Annotated in this window: 14 protein-coding genes; 2 read left to right on the top strand and 12 right to left on the bottom strand. The window is 42.6% G+C overall.

What is annotated here, in order from left to right; translation table 11 throughout:
• The first annotated feature begins 5 nt into the window (after nt 1–5).
• A complete protein-coding gene (locus L6773_RS02825; RefSeq protein WP_237852334.1) occupies nt 6–1133 on the top strand; it encodes an acyltransferase family protein in 1128 nt (375 codons plus the stop codon).
• Between the two features lie 19 nt (nt 1134–1152).
• On the opposite strand, the gene L6773_RS02820 is transcribed toward L6773_RS02825, so the two are convergent.
• From L6773_RS02820 to L6773_RS21670, 3 genes are all read right to left on the bottom strand, one after another.
• Complete coding sequence (locus L6773_RS02820; protein ID WP_237852333.1) at nt 1153–1716, bottom strand: D-lyxose/D-mannose family sugar isomerase; 564 nt, start codon at nt 1714–1716, stop codon at nt 1153–1155.
• Between the two features lie 91 nt (nt 1717–1807).
• Nucleotides 1808–3889 carry a glycoside hydrolase family 36 protein gene (locus L6773_RS02815; protein ID WP_237852332.1) on the bottom strand — a complete coding sequence of 694 codons (2082 nt, stop codon included), beginning with the start codon at nt 3887–3889 and terminating at the stop codon, nt 1808–1810.
• Nucleotides 3810–4121 carry an NAD(P)-binding protein gene (locus L6773_RS21670; RefSeq protein ID WP_439653418.1) on the bottom strand — a complete coding sequence of 104 codons (312 nt, stop codon included), beginning with the start codon at nt 4119–4121 and terminating at the stop codon, nt 3810–3812. The genes L6773_RS02815 and L6773_RS21670 overlap by 80 nt, the downstream gene beginning before the upstream one ends.
• A 555-nt stretch (nt 4122–4676) precedes the next feature.
• On the opposite strand from L6773_RS21670, the gene L6773_RS02810 reads away from it, so the two are divergent.
• Nucleotides 4677–6722 (top strand): CehA/McbA family metallohydrolase, encoded by a 2046-nt coding sequence (locus tag L6773_RS02810; protein ID WP_237852331.1) that lies wholly within the window; start codon nt 4677–4679, stop codon nt 6720–6722.
• 31 nt (nt 6723–6753) lie between these two features.
• Here the strand turns inward: L6773_RS02810 and L6773_RS02805 are convergent, their stop codons facing one another.
• The 9 genes from L6773_RS02805 to L6773_RS02765 all read right to left on the bottom strand — a co-directional run bounded on the left by L6773_RS02805 (nt 6754) and on the right by L6773_RS02765 (nt 19778).
• Entirely contained in the window at nt 6754–8226 is a 1473-nt protein-coding gene (locus tag L6773_RS02805) for a TolC family protein (protein WP_237852330.1), read from the bottom strand.
• Nucleotides 8219–9553: an ABC transporter permease gene (locus tag L6773_RS02800; protein ID WP_237852329.1), complete on the bottom strand. Its 1335-nt coding sequence runs from the start codon at nt 9551–9553 to the stop codon at nt 8219–8221. The genes L6773_RS02805 and L6773_RS02800 overlap by 8 nt, the downstream gene beginning before the upstream one ends.
• A 51-nt stretch (nt 9554–9604) precedes the next feature.
• Nucleotides 9605–10903, bottom strand: a complete 1299-nt coding sequence (locus tag L6773_RS02795; RefSeq protein WP_237852328.1) for an efflux RND transporter periplasmic adaptor subunit — start codon at nt 10901–10903, stop codon at nt 9605–9607.
• 310 nt (nt 10904–11213) lie between these two features.
• Entirely contained in the window at nt 11214–12929 is a 1716-nt protein-coding gene (locus L6773_RS02790) for a GMC oxidoreductase (RefSeq protein WP_237852327.1), read from the bottom strand.
• A gap of 74 nt (nt 12930–13003) precedes the next feature.
• Nucleotides 13004–14182, bottom strand: a complete 1179-nt coding sequence (locus L6773_RS02785) for an amidohydrolase family protein (protein ID WP_237852326.1) — start codon at nt 14180–14182, stop codon at nt 13004–13006.
• A 27-nt stretch (nt 14183–14209) separates the two neighbouring features.
• Nucleotides 14210–15640: a Gfo/Idh/MocA family protein gene (locus L6773_RS02780; RefSeq protein WP_237852325.1), complete on the bottom strand. Its 1431-nt coding sequence runs from the start codon at nt 15638–15640 to the stop codon at nt 14210–14212.
• 33 nt (nt 15641–15673) lie between these two features.
• Complete coding sequence (locus L6773_RS02775) at nt 15674–16843, bottom strand: amidohydrolase family protein (RefSeq protein ID WP_237852324.1); 1170 nt, start codon at nt 16841–16843, stop codon at nt 15674–15676.
• A gap of 93 nt (nt 16844–16936) precedes the next feature.
• Nucleotides 16937–18388, bottom strand: a complete 1452-nt coding sequence (locus L6773_RS02770) for a Gfo/Idh/MocA family protein (RefSeq protein ID WP_237852323.1) — start codon at nt 18386–18388, stop codon at nt 16937–16939.
• Nucleotides 18389–18428: 40 nt separating this feature from the next.
• The gene (locus L6773_RS02765) at nt 18429–19778 is read right to left on the bottom strand and encodes a Gfo/Idh/MocA family protein (RefSeq protein ID WP_237852322.1); all 1350 of its coding nucleotides are present in this window, start codon (nt 19776–19778) and stop codon (nt 18429–18431) included.
• Nucleotides 19779–19797 lie beyond the last annotated feature (19 nt).

Raw genomic sequence — 19797 nt, 5'->3', positions numbered from 1 at the left:
ACATCATGGCTAAAATCGATAAATCCTTACTTGACGATTACGGCCGCTTGTTATCTCTCGACTTTTACAGAGGCTTAACCATGTTCCTGTTGATTGCTGAGGGAGCCGCCCTTTGGTACGCAATCAACGTTTCCTACTTTGAAGGAAGCATAATCAGCGTTATAGGTCAACAGTTTCATCATCACCCGTGGAATGGACTCCGGTTCTGGGACCTTGTCCAACCCTTTTTCATGTTTATTGTCGGCGTAGCGATGCCAATCTCGTTAGGGAAAAGGTGGGCTCGAGGGGATTCATGGAATAAGACTTTCAAACACGTACTTTTCCGGTCGTTTATGCTCCTCCTACTTGGCGTAATGATTCAAAGCACATATGCCGGAAGAATCTCTTTCCATTTTTGGAATGTTCTGGCACAGCTTTCTTTCACCTATTTGGTTGCATTTTTGATCATGAGAAAGAGCTGGAAATTCCAGATCAGTTTTTCGATAGGACTTATATTGCTAACCGAGCTTCTTTACAGGTTTTTCTGGGTTGATGGCTTCACCCAACCATTTACGCCCGACAAAAATTTCGGCGCCTGGATGGACCTTATCTTGATGGGGCAACTTAGCGGCGGACACTGGGTTGCAATCAACGCACTTCCCACAGCGGCTCACACAATTTGGGGCGTTATTGCCGGTCAGCTCTTAATCACCAACAAATTTGAAGTTTCAGAAAAACTAAAAAAACTACTTCTATTTGGCGTGGGTTTGACACTCCTGGGTTATTTGATGGATCCGTTTGTCACTCCAATCATCAAACGAATTTCCACGTCCTCATTTACAATCGTTAGCGGTGGATGGTGCCTTTTGGCATTAGCCGGATCATTCTATCTTTTCGATGTGAAAAAGAAATATATCAGTACGGGTCGGTTTTTTGCAATTGTAGGGATGAACCCACTTTTCATCTACCTGTTCAGTGAATTTGGCGCAGTGGACTGGCTTTACGATTTCGTTGACGTATTCACGAGTGATATTTTGGGAATCGTCTCAATTCCGGGAGCGTGGATCAATGTAATTACAGCCTCCATTGTACTTGGGTTGATGTGGTATATCACCTATTTCCTATACAAGAGAAAGATTTTCATCTCTATTTAATATTCTCGTACTCAGTATTCTATTCGTTAACCAGTTTTACGATCGGATCTTCATCTTCTATTATTGACGAGAATCTGCCAATTTCCGGATCTGAAAAGAAATTATCATTCAGGTCATCATTTGCCGTAGACACCTCTCCTATGATGCACTCGTCAGAAGTAGGGAAAAATTTATGATAAACACCCGGCACGAGTGTGATTCGCTCCCCTCTTGAAAGCTTGATTTCATCCCCGGAAGTAATTGAGGTATACTCTCCGTTTACTTTCATCTTGAAAGAGGAATTCCACTCTCCCGGTTGACCTGCCCATACCTGGACAATTAACTCCCCATTTCTACAAATGATATCTTCCTTTTTTATCTTGTGAGTATGTGCAGGAGTTACTTGATCTTTCTCGGCATACATCAACTTTTCACAATACTCATCTTCCTCACACAAATTGATCAGTACTAATCCTGCACTTTTAAAATCACCTAATCCAAAATCAGTTACATCCCATTTTGGGTTTGGAGGCAAATTCCAGTGATGTTCGCTGAAACATCTTGTAGCCTTTTCTATGGCTGCATTAATCTCAGATCTTTTCATAGTGTCTTTCTATAGTAATAATTCCCATTAATTTGTGATAATCTACCCAATTTACATTGAGCAAATATTTGGTCATTTGATAACCCCTTACTTATATCGATGATATTGGCTGAGCTTTAATGAGTAAATGATCATCTATTTGTGCCTGAATGATATGGGTTTCTGATTTCTCAATATTTCCAATGATTTCACCCGTCTCATAGTTAATTAATTCATAAATTAACTGCTCATTGAGCCCTCTTAAATCAACAGATCCATTAAAAGCATCCGAATAAAAAGCGTAATACATGCTTCCGTCCTTTTCTATTGCGTGTGCTTCAGGGTAATCAAAACCAATATCATACAGCTCTCCACGATAATTTCCTTTTGGCAGCATGTACATTTTATAAATATTCATCCATTTAGAAACCAAGGCTTCCTTTTCTGCTGTAAGTACGTGTTTACCCTCAGGATCTGCACCTTCCGGCCATGTAAATTTGGTTCCGATAACACCGCCTATTCCCACGGTTGATGCGAAATCACTTCGATTATCACTTAACTCCACATGATCTCCATAATACGCAGCATCTCTTCCCATCAATGCTTTATAGGTTTTTCCCTTCAGCCGAATTTGCCAGGAATTCAGAGGATCAGATGAAACGGACTGATTCATAAACGGAGTTATAAACGATGAAATTGAAGTTCCGCAGGGACATATCTCAACAACCGCATCGGGCTTAATACTGAGTGCCGTTTCATAAATTACTTTGTATAAATCAGGGAGTTCTTCAACAGATTTCTCAGGATAATTCTGGCTGTTCTCATGCCCGTAATCCGGGGGCACTTGATTCAGATGCTGTCCGTCAATTTTTAATCCGTCATATCCCCATTCATTGATAAATTTTTCAACCAGTTGTTTATGATACTCCTTGGTTGAATTCAGCGCCGGATTTAAATAATGGCTATTCCACCAGGTTATCCGCTGATAATCTCCTCCTTTGTTTACCAGCAGCATTTGAGGTTCATTTTCATGAATATCTGAACCCGGATCTGCCGCTAACGGAGCCCACCATAGTTTAGCTTTCAAGCCCTGATCATGTATTTGATCAACGAACTCTTTCATCGTTACATCAGCAAACTTCTGATTGGTTCGCCAATCCCCCTCAGCTATCTGCCAACCATCGTCCAGAACAGCCCATTCAAAACCCAGCTCCTTTACTTTTGGAAGTGTGTTGACAACCTGATCAACTGTAAAATTTCGCTCATATCCCCATGCGCACCAAATCGGTTCATATGCGGTATCCGGTGCTTCGGAAAAGTGTACACCTTTTCTTTGCAGTAGTGCCCTGTATTTTTCGATAGAAGAGAAAAAATCACCATTGTGTGCCGCAACAAAGGTTTCCAGTGTGAAAAAACGTTCACCCGGAGCTAAATTCTTTTTCATTTTTTGGTTTGATACACTATCTGCATCAAATGCAACAGAAATCTGAACACCCGATTCATGATTTTTCGAATGTACCGGTAATGAAACCAGTTGCGGTTCAAGATCACTATGCCCAACGGCTAAACCTGCATCCGAACGCCAAAGGTCAACCAAAGGGATCCCGCCTCCATAATCCGATGAGTTCATTCCCTGGTAATTTTTTTGATAGAAATCATCACCAACTGGTAACACCCAATCTTGTCTTGTTGGGTAGGAACCACTCTGAAAGGACCAGAAATTTGTTTCGGAACCATCTTGAGGAATTTCACTAACGATATACCGATTGTTTTCCCATCCCTGGATTTCAACAGGTTCATCTCCAAGATTTTCATATTCCACCTGGGTAATGATCAGGTCAGGAATATTATCGTAAGCGGTAGCAGTTACGGTTTTTCTGAAATTATATAAATTTTGATTTATTTCACCACTTATGATTAAGCGACTTCCTGTGCCAATCTCATCATTGATGGATTCCCTCCTATTCTCTGTTTTTTCAAAATCACTTACTATTTCTCCATTGATTTTTAAAATTTCAGATGGCTGAAAACCTTCTATTAGAGGTTCTTCAGCACTTTTATAATCTATATTAGTGTAAAGCTGATTATTAAAAATCAGTGCAAAACCACCACTTTCAATAGTTGGCTCTTGTTCTGTTATGCAAGCAACATTCAGTAGTAATACCAGAATTGTTAATACTGTATAGGTTTTCATATTCCCTCACGTTAGGTTTAAAATTCCAAGCAAAGTACTCATGATAACTCAATGCCCAAGAACCATCATGTACAGAAAGAGCAGTACCACCATAACGCCCCGATGCCTCTAAAACAACAACTTCGTGTCCGAGCTTCATAAGTTCACAGGCACAATATAACCCGTAATCCCTGCACCGGTTACGATTACTTTCTTTTTTACTCTTGGATTTTACCTTTCTTTGAACTCTGATCGCTTTACAGAGAATGGCATAACCGACAAGCCAACACCGGCTAAGGATCTCTGTTTAATAAACTGTTTCCTATCCATATTGATCGAACTTTAAACTCAACTCAAAACATTAGCAGTTGCATTGAACACCTCTGACCCGCTTTTTATAGCACTTAACCTGTATCTTCAAGTGTCTACTAAAAATGAATTAAATCACAAATAATGAAAAAAACAAAGTTATATTCCTTTTTTTATTTATTTTATTTGAACTGCCATCTTTCTTTTATGTAGAATTTTTTATCAATTGTCCCATGAAGAATTCTTCTGCATTAGAGTACCGCCGATTTGTGACTCATTGGTTTTTTTGATTCATAATAAGCATGTAATGGTGAATATGATGGCTTCATACGCTATTGGTCTGATCAGAAACATCACTTGCTTATTCAATAAGAAGAAAATATTCTATTAAACATTAGTTTACGACATGCAGAACATTATCCAGTTTTTGAGAATCCGACCTTTATTTAAAAACAGCCCATCTGTCAATTCTCTCTTTCTGGAAACTCTGATTTTGAGCTTGATTTCTCTCATCTTAATGGTTCCAACTCTCGTTGCTCAAAAAAATGTAATTCAATTAGATTCGGATCTGCATCATCTGCGAACAACCGACACTCGTGAATGGAGTGAATTCCCACCAAATGCAGATCAAGAGGAGCTTCAAATTCAATTCAGTGCAGAAAAGAATCAAACAGAATTTACACTTCAGGTTCGGCAGCTGAATGTAAAACAAAACTGGCAAATTGACCTGAACAATTCTCATTTGAGCAATTTGCACCTGAACGAAAATGATCTAACCGTTTATTTCCCAATTCCTGCCGGAACTCTAAAAAATGGTGAAAATGAGCTTGTCATCCATCAGGCAAACCGGGTACCTGATGATATCTTGGTTGGCAACATCAATATATATCAACAACCTTTGAGTAGAACTCTAAATGCGGGAAGTATTAGAATAGATGTCAATGACGAAGATTCGGAACGTCTCATCCCCTCAAGAATTACCATTGTTAGTAATACCAATTCACTCCAAACGGTCGGCGCATCATCAAATAATACACTTGCTGTTCGACCGGGAGTGATCTACACCGGAAACGGAACTGCAACGTTTAGACTTCCGGCGGGCAACTATACGATATACGCAGGTAGAGGAATGGAATATGGGTTAGATTCAACGAAGGTTTCGATTACTGAGAACAATCAATCATTTCACAAAACACTATCCATCCGGCGTGAGATTGATACAAAAGGATATATCAGCAGTGATACTCATATTCATACCCTTACTCACTCCGGTCATGGTGATGCAACTGCTGATGAGCGAATGTTGACCATTGCTGGCGAGGGAATTGAACTGGCAATAGCAACTGAGCATAATCAACACGTTGATTATTCAGGAGTTGCATCGAACTTGAGAATGACGGACTATTTCACAACAGTTACTGGAAATGAAGTAACAACTCCTGTAGGACATTTTAATGTTTTTCCTATTGAAAAAGGAGCGACTCCACCCGAATCTCAAATTGAAGATTGGAACTCGTTATTCACTGATATCTATGATACCCCTGATGTATCGGTTGTGATTTTAAACCACGGGCGCGATAATCATGGCGGATTTACACCTCTGAATCAAGAACATTTCAATGCGCTAACGGGTAATTTCCGAGAGGGACTATATCCTCAATTTAACGCGATGGAAGTGGTCAACTCCGGAGCGCACCAATCGGATATGATGCAGCTTTTTAGGGATTGGTTTTCGATGACAAACCGGGGCTATCATGTAACTCCGGTGGGTAGCAGTGATGCTCATGATGTGAATCGATATATCGTGGGCCAGGCCAGAACGTTCATTCAATATCCGGATGAAGACCCTTCGAGCATAAATATCGAAGAAATTACAGAAAAGATAGTTCAGGGAAATATATCTGTTGGGATGGGACTCTTTACGGAAATAACAGTTAATGGAGCATATGGCCCTGGAAATCTTGCCCCTGTCAATGATTCAATCAATGTACATGTAAAAGTACAAGGCCCCGATTGGGTTGATGCTAATGTGATTGAGTTATACAGGAATGGTGAAATTGTCAGATCAGAAAAAATCGACTCAAATAATTTGGCTGGTACAAAATGGGAAGGTTCCTGGACACTCGAAAACTATGAACATGATTCTTTCCTGGTAGCCATTGCCAGGGGCCCCGGAATAAAAAGCGCGTATTGGCCGATTGCTCGTCCCTATCAACCTGACACTATTGATTGGAATCCTTCTGTGATTGGGGCCACCGGTGCTGTTTGGCTTGATGAAGACGGGAATGGAGAAAAGAATTCAGCTTATGACTATGCAAAAGATTTGGTTGAGTTATCCGAAGGATCTCTTGAAATATTAGTAGAGAAACTTGGCAGATTTGATCAAGCTGTTACTATACAGGCAGCCGGAATCTTTTTTGATAATCAACCGGAAGTTCTTCCTCTTCCTGATAACATGGTTCACCTGGTTCAATCATCACCTGATCATGTACGAAAAGGATTTGAAAAATATTTCGCGTATCTTGATCAAATTGGCAGAATGTAATTAGTCTTCTTCAAATTCTGTTTTACTCACACTAATACGCGATCATCTCATCTTCGCGAAAGTTGTACAAGGTAAGCTGACGCAGTGCATACCACCCCATCCAATAGTCACCTAATGTTTGAATGTAAGCCCGCCGAGCTGCGTCTTTTTCGTTTTGGGCGATAAAGAGATTTGTGATATCAATCCTGCCGATGAGATACCGGTTTTGTGCGACTTCATATCTCCGCTGTGCAATAGTATCTGATTGAGCGGCTAACAAGACCTGGTCTTTGAGCTGAATAAATTGACTCACCTGGTATTCCACTTCCTGAAGAAACTGGTTCCGCTGGTACTCAATGCTGTTTGCCACCTGCCGCTGTTGATTTCGGGCAGCATTGACTTCCGCCCGCGCTTTCCCCCAATTGAATATCGGGATATTAAAACCAACTGTAATAAATTGCCTGTTTTGAGGATTGCTGTACAGGTCTTTAAAATCTGTAGAAGTTTGATTTAAGCCATAATTAGCCAGAAGAGTTGCAGAAAATCCGGCCTCATTTTTTGCCTCCGCAAAATCCCGATCCGCTATAATTTCATTAAAGCGATAGGTAAGGGCTTCGCTGTTATTATCGTACGCCAACTGCTTTGCCAGTTCAATATCTACGTCGACATCCGGCAGTTCATTTGGCGCTTCCAGACTCAGGCTTACGTCTGTTGTATAACCCAGTAAAATCTTAAAATTGTTCAGAGCTCGCTGGTATTCAATCCGGGATCTGGTCAGTGAAGATTCTGCATTTCTCAGAGCTAATTCGGTCTGAAGAAGATCGTTTTCAGCTATATTCCCAACCTGGTATCGTCCCTGTGAAATGGTGTAAATTGAATCGTTTCGCGCTACGTTAAACTCTGCGTTTTCCACATTTATTCTTGCCAGGAATATATCAAAGAAACCATCGGTAACCTGAACTGCCAGGGATTCCATTTCCTGGACAAACTCCTTTTGGGCAATCTCGTAACGAAGCGGCTCGAGGCGGTTTCTCCATTTTAAATTATTGAACTGAAATATCGGCTGTTGAAGCCCGACAACAAGCGGTGTACTCTGCCATCTGTAGGTGTTTTCTCCTGCAAAAATTCCAAGGCGGGTAATGCCTGATGAAAGGGAGAGGCGACCACCCGATGGTAAAATGTTTTGATCGATACTAACAGATGTTGAAGCATCCGACTGGCGCTGTGAAGCAAAAGTAAGAGTACCATCATCCAAACGATTTGTAAAAATACTCTTGTTAAAATTCGGAGCATCCCCACTGAGTGAAAGACTTGGATAAAGATCTGCCTTGAACGATTCAAACGCCCATCGGCTGGAAATGAGTGAATACCTGTTAGCCCTGGCAACCGGGCTGTTTTCCTGTGCAAGTTCGATGGACTCCTGAAGTGTCAACGTACCAAGGTCGAACTCCTGGGCCGCTACTCCTGCAGGCAGGAGAATGGTAATCAATAATAATATCAGGATGATTTGAAAAGAGTTATTCATGATGAAGAGATTTAACCGGATCTTGCTCTGCCGCCCGTTTCGCAGGGAAATAACCGAATATCACGCCAATGCTCATGGCTACGCCAAATGAGATGAAAATGGATAAAATCGTAACAATGGTCTGAATACCTGCCGTTATTTCTATCAGGTAACTGAAAGCGATCCCCAATATGATTCCAATAATTCCACCCGTAATAGAGATCGCCAGTGCCTCTGTTAGAAACTGGAATTTTATATCCTGCTTAAGCGCACCGACCGCTCTTCGAACGCCAATCTCCCGAATCCTTTCAACCACAGATGCCAGCATAATATTCATGATTCCAATCCCGCCCACAATCAACGAAATGGATGCAATAGAAGACAGCACGATATTGAAAATACTCTGGGTTCGCCGCTCCTGTTGAAGTAATAATTCGGGTACAATCACTTCAAAATCAATCACACCGTTGTGCCTGCGCGTGAGCATACGGCGAATAATATCTGAAATGGGCACACTGTAACGATTGTCACTCACCCTTACTATCAACTTGTCTAACTGGTGATAGTTCTGGCCTATGGTTGTTGTATTCTCCGCCCCATTGTTTGCAGCTGCCGATTGAATATCCTGCCCTGTTAACATCCCCCTGTTCTTGTACCTGAGGAGAACCGTTGTAGCCGGAGTATAAATATCCAGATTGTAGTTACGTATGCCGAGGTTCTCGATATTCTCTGTACTGATCTCTCTCTTTTCCAGCACGCCAACAACCGTAAACCAAATATCGCCGGCCTTAATCTTTTGCCCCAGCGCTTTCTCACCGGCAAAAAACCGGTTCTCAATATCAGATCCAATAATGCAAACCGGTTCCGAATCCCTCACCTGAATATCAGAAAATGTACCACCTGCAGCAAACGTAAAGCTGTTGATGTCAAAATACTCCTGGCTAACACCAATCAGCTTGCCGGATCGAAGTCTTCCGTTGCGAATAAACTCTGTATCAAATACAATCTCGGGGCTCACCGATTCAATATTTGAAATATTCTGCACGATACTCTGCATATCTTCGAGAGTTAGGCCGGGCGAGTAACGGTTCTCTTCCTGAGCAACACCATCAACCTGTTGCACTTCTCCCTCAACCTGCCGAACAACCGGTTCAACAATCACATTATTTGTGCCCAATAGTTGCATCTGTTGCAGCACTTCCTGCTGGGCTCCTCGTCCGATGGCCAACATTGCGATTACCGAAGCCACCCCAAAAATTATACCCAACGAGGTCAGAAAAGATCTCATGGTATTCTGCTTGATGGCCTCAAGGGCTATATCAAAGTTGTAGATTAACTTTTTAAGCAAAAGAATCCGTTTTGAAGTTTCGTGTCAAAATATTCAAAAGAGAATACCTGTTTACTCTTGCTGTGCAATCTCTTCAGGAGTCTCGTACTCTAATAAAATCTCCGATGGCAGATATCTGCGCTCAATACCTGTTGTATCAACCGGAAGCGAAAGATAAAGCTGATCGGACAAGTCAACCCCCTCGTGAATAACCACATCATTTTCATTCATAATCCCCATTACAATTTGCTGCATCACTGTACTTTGCCCCTCTCTCTTAAAAACAACATCCATATCATTATATGCATGAATGGTTTCCAGGGGGACGTAAAGAGCGCTGTCAACTGAACTAATATGAATGGTGTTGCTTGTGGTCATTGACGGACGAAGTGTACTGTCGGCTTCATTTACGCGAATCGTCACCTGGAACACTTTTGAGTTTGAGTTTGGCCGCTGCTCCCCAATATTTGCCACACTTGTCACCTGGCCTGTCAACTGTTTTTCAGGCATGGCGTCCAAGCCAAGATCTACTCGCTGACCTGTTCTCACTTTCTGTATATCAACCTCGTTGATGTATGTCAACGACTCCATAATACTGAAATCGGGCAATTCTGCCACTGTAGGATCCCAAGCACTGATAGAACTCCCCACTTTTACTTTTGAGCCGTCACGATTTCGCTTATAAATCACCATCCCATTTTCGGGAGCATAGATGGTAAATTGATTCATAATCTCCTGGATTCGCTGCACATCATTTCTCTCTTCCTGAACTTCGGTCTCTCTTCCTCTTACATTGGCTTCAGCCTGCTTTACCTGTGTTTGATAGTTCTCCCGTGCCTGTTGTAATCGGCGTTCTGACTGTTCATATTCAATTTGAGCCTGGCGCTGTACTGCCGGGGATTCATATTGAGATTGCTCAACCACGAGCTTGGCCTGTTCGGCTGAATATTCAAGATCTACTATATTATTTCTCGCTGCGGAAAGGGTAAGTGTTGAATCAAGTTTAGCCTGCTCAAGCTGTGTTTCCTCCTCTTCCAAACTCAACTGGGCATCTTGAAGTGTGTTGGAGAGACTTGAACGGTCCAGTTCCGCAACAAATTCTCCCTTTTCTACAACTGTACCTTCCGGCACTAAATTAAGAATCGGAACATTGTTGATCCGAAACTGCCTCATATTTTCCGGGGCACTAATACTCGTTGAATTTTGAGCCTGGAGCTCGCCGCTTGATGTTATCGTTACTTCAAAATAGCCTACGATCGGTTCTGTATAGATTACATTCTCATCAGATGATTCAGAGCCTATTGTTAGCCAGATGATGAACATAGCCAACAGTAAACCAATTGGATACAGGTATTTTTTCTTAAATTCCATGCCGAAAGCCTTATTAAGATAATCTTACACTAAAGTATGAAATTACTATCTTTTCAGGATTGAATTTGTATAGATAGGTGACGAATTATGATAATTTTACAATTGGCTATTCAGCTCTCTCCACTCTTATAAATCAAAGTTACTACCTATAAATAAGCTCCCGAATATAACTCTTTCTTGAGCTTTAGCTGAATTGATAAGCTTACCTTTAAAAGCAAAACGCTATTTTGTCGATACTTAATTAACGTGAATTCAAAATAAGAACCTAAATAACGACAGTTTATTCATTGTTATCCCGAACTGAGGTTTATTACAAGTTACCCTTACTCATCTCCTCTACTGCATAATTTGCTGCTCTTGCTGTAATTGCCATAAAGGTAAGCGAGGGATTTTGAGTAGATACAGTTGTCATACACGCACCGTCTGTTACAAATACATTTTCGCAGGAATGAACCTGGTTCCATTTGTTCAGGATTGATGTCTTTGGATCTTTACCCATTCGAACCCCTCCCATCTCGTGGATATCCAGGCCAGGATTCTGATTGTTATCACTCGTCCTAATATTTTTTACACCCACTGCTTCCATGATTTCCAATCCCTTTTCGAGGTAATCTTCCATCATTTTCACATCATTTTCTCCATAATCGATAGAGAAGACCAGCTGAGGGAAACCCCATTCATCTGTCTCTGTTTCACTGAGGCGTATGTGATTTTCGTACCTTGGAATCACCTCGCCGGACATTCGTCCGCCAACTCTCCAGCCACCGGGTTCCTGGAGTTCTTTCTTGAGATCAGTTCCGATCTTATCAGACCTCATTCCACGAGTCCAGCCTGAGCGCCCCGCACCAATAGAGATATGATATCGACCCTGGAAATCCGCATCACTTTCTTGTTCAAAAACATTTCTGAAGGGTGGAATCAACGGACCGGTTGGCCTTCTTCCGTAGTAATACTTGTCTTCAAATCCATCGATAGTACCGCTCATTCTGCCACGGTAATTATGGAAGCCAATGTAGTGGCCCAAAACTCCGCTGTCGTTGCCAAGCCCGTTTGGAAATCGCTCTGATTTGCTGTTCAGTAAAATCATATTCGAGTTAAGGCATGCTGCATTCACAAAAATGATGCGTGCATAATATTCCGACATCTCCTTTGTATTTGCATCAACAACTCTTACCCCAACCGCTTTCTTTTTGTCTTTATCATAGATAATCGAATGCACGACTGAATGTGTACGAATCGTCAGGTTCCCGGTTTTCATTGCCCAGGGTAGTGTCGTAGAGTTGGAACTGAAATACGCTCCGTATGGACAACCGCGCTGACACAGATTCCTTGCCATGCACTGTCCTCGCCCTTGTTCCCTGTGTACATCTTTAAGTTCTGTAAGGTGTGCACAACGCCCCTGGATGAAATATCGATCTTTAAAGGCAGATTCGATCTTCTCCTTCATATGCTCTTCCACACAGTTGAATTCAAAAGGAGGTAAAAATTCACCATCCGGAAAATGTTCGAGCCCATCTTTATTTCCACTCCACCCGGCAAACTTTTCAACTTTTGAGTACCAGGGGGCTAAATCATCATACGTAATCGGCCACTCGATTCCATATCCATCTCTGCCGGGTGCTTCAAAATCGTATTTACTCCATCGCTGGCAGCCTCGAGCCCACACCAGGGATTTACCACCTTCCTGGTAACTTCGAATCCAGTCGAACGGTTTTTCCTGGATGTACGGCTGTTCCTCATCTTTCACAAAAAAGTGCTCGGTGGTTTTGTCGTAAGCATAGCACTTGGCGATGATCGGATTTTTTTCAAGCATCTCCTGCGGCAGCCGTCCCGCGTTATCAATCTCCCAGGGATCTTTCGTTGCGGTTGGATACTCTCCATGTTTAACCGGTCGACCCCTTTCAAGCACCAAGGTATTTACACCGTTATCACAGAGCTCTTTAGCGGCGTAACCGCCACTCATCCCTGAACCAATTACAATTGCATCGTACGTTCGTTCATCCTGAGACTTGCCAATATATTCCATTAAGAGCTGTAGATTTTACTTCTAATTCATTTTAGAGGGTAGTAATTAAACTGTTATTCGACTGTAAAAGTATATCAAAGAATATCGGGAAACCACTTTTCAGCATTTTTTATGTAAATTTTATCAACTACTTCTTTGGGTAACCTCAATGCTTTGAATTCTCTTTCAGGAAGTTTTGGCGCTGTCATAGCACCTTCATCTGTAAAAAATTTCCAGTGGCGCCGGTAGTTTTCCTCTGTAGCTTGCCTGATCTGATCAACTGTTCGTTGCGATTCATCGGTAAGTTCGGCTCCAAAATGTGGTTTTGGCCCGTACATGCCATCGTCCGTTGCATAAATAAGCCGATCCTGATATTTGATCATAAAATTCCGAACCTTCTCCCAGTCGTCTGCGGCCTGGTACTGAAAGTGTGAAATCCGTTCAGCCATATCTACGGCCATATTAGGAAACATATCGAGTCTTTTGGCAAGTTCATCCACATCGTATTCCAGGCTGGCAAGGTGGGCTCCAACATATCGCACATCAGGGTGTTTTCTCAGCATATTTTCTACTTTCTCTATATGCTCCTCATGCGACAGATATTCAGGATGCAGATACATGTGATACTGAGGATTTTCACTGTAATACTGCCGATCCCCTCCAACGGTCATTTCATCCAGAGGAAGCCAGCAATTCTTAGGTTCACCAATGTGACCAATCAATGTCTTATCATTTTCAGCTATGAAATCGATGACCGGGTCAAACTTCGGATCGTCGATTGTAACAAATTCACCATTGGGCTTTCTGACTTCCATCCCAATACTTTTCCTGATTTTTACTGCAACCGCTCCATTCTCAAACGACTGTCTCAGATGTTCAATCGTGTTTTCCACCCAGTCAGGCTCATTAAAACTGTAGGGATCTAAAATAGTTGTTGCGTAAAACAGGTTCTCAGGATAATTCTCGATCTGATCCATCACAACTTCCTCCTGTTCGGGTACTGAAATCCTGCCGGTTGTGCCCGGTGATGATGAAAGAAAAGAGAGTAATTTAAAATTATCGTCAACCGCTTTATTAATATAGGTGTTGTCTGGTGTATAGAGGTGAACATGAGAATTGAATTTATTCACTAAATCGTAATCCTCTTGGGTGTAATATTGCACTTCATCCTGCACACCTTTTTCAACACATCCGGAAAAGATTCCTAAAGCCAACAAGAATATTGGCGCAAAAATAAAATGAGATTTATTGTACATCATCGTATTGTAATTCATCTTTATTCCAACCATAAGATTTAAGATCTATAAAATTTGAGTGTTGCCACCTAGTTCGAGCTCTATATCCATTAGCGGTTCATTTGTCTGCCATGAACCAGCTGTGAAATCCGGTACTTTAATCGGCATGCCGTTATGGGCTACAGACCATTCACTCAGCGGGGCTATCACACTCCATAAAACGCCATCATAAATAGACATATCCAGGGAAATCCCATTTCTGAGGCAATCCACAAGCCGCCAGGTCATTAGAGTGTCGATGCCCCCGTGGCCTCCCATCTCTTTGGCTATTTCTCCAACCCGTTTGCTGATTTCCGGCCTGAATCGCTCTTGGAGTTCCCTGTATTCTTCATCCGGGACCCATCCATCGTGATCGTATGCAAATCGTTCGGGGCGTGCCTGTGCAATTCCTTTGGTACCGCTGATCAAATCATATCGAACACCCGGTCGCGGTGATGTTACATCATGTTGCAACACAATGGTTCTGCCTTGTTCAGTTCTTATAATACTAGTGTTCATATTTCCGCGAAAATCTGCATCAACAAATGGTTCAAAAACGGGGTTTTCCTCAGCCATCTCTTGGGCCGTTTCGCTCATCATAAAATCCTTCGTCGAAACGGATACCAGAAAATCCATCTTGTCACCGTTGTTAATATCCATCACCTGGCAGATCGTACCCAGGCCGTGGGTAGGGTACAGATTTCCGTTCCGGCTGGCATTTTCTTTGAGCCGCCATAAATTGTGATAGGCATCAGTAGTAAAAAGGTGAGAGCGCATCAGGTCATGGATGTATGCACCTTCTCCATGTATTATCTCGCCCAGAAATCCTTCCCTGGCCATTGCAAGAGTCATCATCTGGAAATCGCCGTAGTTTGGGTTCGAAAGCATCATGCAATGTTTCTGAGTTCGCTCCGCAGTTTCAATTAATTGCCAGCTTTCTTCCACAGTAACTGATATTGGCACTTCTGAGGCAGCATGTTTTCCATTTTCCATGGCATAAATCGAAATGGGTGTATGCAGCCTCCAGGGAGTTCCAATGATAACCAAATCCAAATCATCGCGTTCACAAAGATCTTTCCAGGCGTCTTCACTTCCTGAGTATAGTTCCGGCTTATACGGATATTCGCTGATGGAGGAGGCAGCTCGTTCAGCGTGTTCTGGCACCAAATCACAAAGGGCTCTTATCTCTACCCCTTCCATTCGCGCAAATCGTCTCATATTTCCGGTTCCACGGCTTCCCAGGCCTACAGCACCTACCCGAATTCGTTCAAGTGGTGGTGCTGCAAATCCGTGCATATTGAATTGCTGAGAATACTGCCTGTTTGCCTGCTCGTGGATATTTTGAAGAGTGGATTCAGCATCTTCCGGTGAATTGCATCCTGCCAAAAGACCGTATCCTACCACACCCAAAGAACCTAAACCTGCTTTTTTTAAAAAATCTCTTCTGCTGCTATTCATTTATGTTATCCATGAAGCAATCAGTTCATACAGTTAATTACTCAATATCTTCAGGGCATTGTCACGATAGATTTTTTGCAACGCCTCGTCACTTAAATCCAATCCGTACATTGGCCATTTGTATCCAACAAGATCTGTCATATAGAAATGTTCATCCGCAGTTTCAAGAACGCGGAATGTCATCCTCAACATTTCTTCCGTAGTGGTGTTATTGCCATAGGGTTTTGAGGGATCATCCGGAAAAGTCTCGAAACCATAATCAGTTCCGTACACAATCCTATCCTGGTATTTTTCAAAAAAAGCAGCTGTTGTCCTTGGAATCGTAGAAAACTCTGCAAATCGAGCCGAGATGTCGGCATAAAAGTTTTCATGCTTATCAAAAAGATTAGCTAAAAGAGAAAAATCGTTACTGGTATTCGCAAGGTGGGCTGCTACAAATGTTGTATTGGGATGGCGCTCTAATGTTCTGTCTAAGATTTCAATCATCCCGTCATGCCCAACAATTTGATCCTGATTCTGAACTCTCCATGTATATGCCCGAGTAAGCCCGTCATTGGTTGAATCCATAGGCTCGTACATCCAAATGGGTTCGGCCACATGAAGGTTAACCGGCAAATTCATTTCTGCAGCAGTCTGCCATATTAAGTCCATTCTTGGATCATCCGGGTGCATTCCGGGAGCAGATGTCATTCCCTCGCCTTTATCATGCAGTTCTCCAAAACCTTCGCAACCAGCTTCGACATCACGTCTAATTTGCTCGACAGCTTTTTGGCTCCAACCTTCCTCTTCATACCCTGTATAATCAATTCCACAATATACATCGAACCTATCCGGATATTTTGAATACAAGGCATAAACAGATTCAAAAGCAGCACCAGTTTTTTTGGTTAGTACTAAAGACCGTTCGATACCGGTAGCATCCATTATTTCAATGCGTTTTTCCAATTCTTCTTCTGTCTTTGCATAATCATGGGCATGCATATCAATAATCGGGTATTGTGCTGTTGTTATTTCAGTTTTTGGCACATTATGAACCGATTCAGGCATCCAGTCTTTCAATAAAAGTGTGTCCAGCAGGCCTGAATCATCGCTTTGACTGTAGTATGAATCCTGGTTTTGATTTTGTGAACAACTATGAATGAACAGTACTGTGATACTTAGCAATAGTATTGTTGACAAATGTATTGATTTAGAATAGCTCATATCCTTCTCCTTAAAAATATTATTCAAATTAAACAGGCATCCACATTTTCATTATTTCTAAAAAATATGGATGCCCTCGAACACGTCATTTTCCTATCGGATACGTGTTGTACCGCCACCTGATTCCAGGTTCACACGCATTCCGCGCTCATTCGTTTCCCATGCTCCGGCAGTAAAATCGGGTACATCGATTGATGCGGATTTATTTGCAACCGACCATTCGCTTAAAGGAATTACTGAGCTTGTGAGAGCCGCATCATATACATCCATTTCCACCGGCAGGCCATTTCTTAAACTGTCGATTAACCTCCAGTCTGTAGCATTGACTCTTGCATAAGAGCGTTCTGCGCGGCCTGTTTCCACGGCTTGTTCTCGCATCTCATTAAATCTTCTTACGATTTCGGGAGTGTATTCTTCCATCAGGGCTTCATACTCCTCTTGGGGAATCCAACCATCATCATAACTAAATCCAAGACGACCGGGCCGAGCATGATATGTTCCAACAGATCCAACGATTAAATTAAATCGAATTCCGGGACGAGGCGTTGTAACGTCGTGTTGAATCAGTATGGTTCGACCTTTATGAGTACGGATTAGGGTTGAATTCATATTTCCGCGATAATCACGCCCTACATACGGTTCCCAAAATTCATCTTCTTCAGCCAATTCCCTGGCACGCTGAGCCATATTAAAATCATTTGATTGCATGGACACCAGGTAACTCATCTGATCACCGTAATTCAGGTCCATCATTTGAGCCATGGGAGTCAATGCATGCTGCGGATACAAGTTTCCATGACGATCAATATTCTCTTTCAGTCGCCACAGGTTGTGGTACATGGTTTTGGAGAAATTGTAACGGTTCATCAAATCGTGGATGTACCCGCCTTCGCCGTGGACGATCTCGCCGAGAACACCATTTCGAACCATATTCAATACATAAGCTGCATCACCCGAGTGGCAGGATCCTGACATTTGAACACAGTGTCGTCGTGTTCGTTCTGACGTTTCTACCAATCGCCAGCAGTCTTCAATGGTTTGAGCAGCCGGAAGTTCGGTATAAACATGTTTTCCATTTTCCATGGCATATACAGCCTGATCGGTATGCAGATGCCAGGGTGTCGCTATTGCAATGAGATCAATATCATCCCGTTCGCACATTCGTCTCCAGTCATCCTCACCGTCGTAATAGCCCTCTGGACTGTGGGTTTCTGAGATCGATTCAATCGCCTCATTTACGCGGTCCTCTTCAAGGTCATTGACGGCAACAATCTCCACTCCTTCAATACTGGCAAGCCTGCGAACCGTACCTGATCCGCGATTTCCAACCCCGGTCATGCCCACTCTAACAACATCCAGAGCCGGTGCTGCATACCCATGCATATTAAATTGTTGAGTATATTGGCGCGAAGCCTGTTCTTTCACCTGGCTGAGCCTGGATTCAACCTCTTCCTGTGTGGTACAACCTGCCAAAATTCCGGTTCCAAATACTCCGAGAGAACCTAAACCGGCCGTTTTTAAAAAATCTCTTCTATTACTTTTCATCTACTATTTTAATCATTTTAGTTGTTGAGGGTTACGTTAATCAGGCCTCCATAAATATTGGAGTCCTTTCTTTCCATTTTCCTTTCGTAAAATCAGGGAAATCTACAGGTCGCCCATTGTTTGCAACAGATGCCTCAGTAACAGCAGAGACGGCGCTGCTTGTTACAGAATCGTAGGTGTCGATATAGGGCTGAGTGCCTTCTGTAATCGCCATAATCAGATTATGCCAGTTAATAGGCGTTTGATCCATTCGCCGGCCGTGTCCTTCAATAGCACCACCTACACGAGGTGGAGGATTATAATTTTTGAGCATCGGATGTTCGTATTCTTCGAGATAGGGCTCAGCAGATTCCCACTCGTGAGATTCCGGGCTCGGCCCTTCGAGATAGATCGTTTCAACATCTGCTCCATCTTCATAAACACCTTTTGTTCCCTGGAGCCGGAAACTTTCTCTCGGGTGAGGTGTATTTGTATCGAAATTGAGTGTAATCATTTTTCCGTTCACCGTTCGAATCAGGGAAGCGTTATAATCTCCTTGATTCATTGTACGGGTGGCATCGGGATGGTCTGTTCCAAATTGTTCAGCAGCATACCGGTTCAGCATCACTGCTTTCGAGCTCATGGAAACCAAAAAGTCGATTCGGTCGCCATGATTGATATCCATCGCCGGCATAATCGTTCTCATGGGGTGATCGGGATACAAATTCCCGTTTCGATCGATAGAATGTTGGAGTCTCCATGGTTCTCTTTCTATATTATTTTTTACAAATCGAAGATCATGTACGTATCCGTCTTCAATATGCAGAACTTCCCCAAAAACTCCGTGACGAATCATATTCAAAAGGGTAACATCAGGGAAACCACCTAAAACAGTACTCGCCCATTTTCCCGTTTTCTCATATGTCTCAACAATTCTCCAGGCTTCGTCAAGGGTCAGCATCAGAGGTACTTCGCAGGCTGCATGCTTATCATTGTTCATGGCGGCCAGGACTATCGGGGCGTGCCATTTCCAGGAGGTAGAGCAAATCACTGCATCCAGATCCTCTTCAGCACAAAGCCGTTCAAAGTCTGTTTCGCCCATCGGGCCTTCCCCGTACAAAGTTGGGGAAGGCCTTCCGGACGCCTCAACCATATTTTTTGCATTTTCCAATCGATCCGCTCGAATTTCACAAATTGCGGGTACTTCAACTCCCTCAATTCCAAGTGCAGCACTCAGGTGCCACGTTCCACGTCCGCCGATTCCAACAAATCCAAGACGAATTGGCCGCCCTTGATTTGTTCTATTTTTTGCAACAACCGGTTTGGATAAGGCCATCCCGGCCAGAACAGATGTACTCAATCCGGCAGTGGACATTTTCAAAAAACCTTTCCTGTCTAATTTTTTACTCATAGTAATATCCCATTTATTA

The sequence above is a fragment of the Rhodohalobacter sulfatireducens genome (genome assembly GCF_022012475.1).
Classification (GTDB): Bacteria; Bacteroidota; Rhodothermia; order Balneolales; family Balneolaceae; genus Rhodohalobacter; species Rhodohalobacter sulfatireducens.
This window is presented reverse-complemented; position numbering and strand designations above follow the sequence as displayed.

Coding starts and splice junctions, on each gene's coding strand:
- L6773_RS02775 (WP_237852324.1), bottom strand. CDS start 16,843: ATGAGCTATTCTAAATCAATACATTTGTCAACAATACTATTGCTAAGT.
- L6773_RS02805 (WP_237852330.1), bottom strand. CDS start 8,226: ATGAATAACTCTTTTCAAATCATCCTGATATTATTATTGATTACCATT.
- L6773_RS02780 (WP_237852325.1), bottom strand. CDS start 15,640: ATGAATAGCAGCAGAAGAGATTTTTTAAAAAAAGCAGGTTTAGGTTCT.
- L6773_RS02765 (WP_237852322.1), bottom strand. CDS start 19,778: ATGAGTAAAAAATTAGACAGGAAAGGTTTTTTGAAAATGTCCACTGCC.
- L6773_RS02795 (WP_237852328.1), bottom strand. CDS start 10,903: ATGGAATTTAAGAAAAAATACCTGTATCCAATTGGTTTACTGTTGGCT.
- L6773_RS02785 (WP_237852326.1), bottom strand. CDS start 14,182: ATGAATTACAATACGATGATGTACAATAAATCTCATTTTATTTTTGCG.
- L6773_RS02790 (WP_237852327.1), bottom strand. CDS start 12,929: ATGGAATATATTGGCAAGTCTCAGGATGAACGAACGTACGATGCAATT.
- L6773_RS02820 (WP_237852333.1), bottom strand. CDS start 1,716: ATGAAAAGATCTGAGATTAATGCAGCCATAGAAAAGGCTACAAGATGT.
- L6773_RS02825 (WP_237852334.1), top strand. CDS start 6: ATGGCTAAAATCGATAAATCCTTACTTGACGATTACGGCCGCTTGTTA.
- L6773_RS02815 (WP_237852332.1), bottom strand. CDS start 3,889: ATGAAAACCTATACAGTATTAACAATTCTGGTATTACTACTGAATGTT.
- L6773_RS02770 (WP_237852323.1), bottom strand. CDS start 18,388: ATGAAAAGTAATAGAAGAGATTTTTTAAAAACGGCCGGTTTAGGTTCT.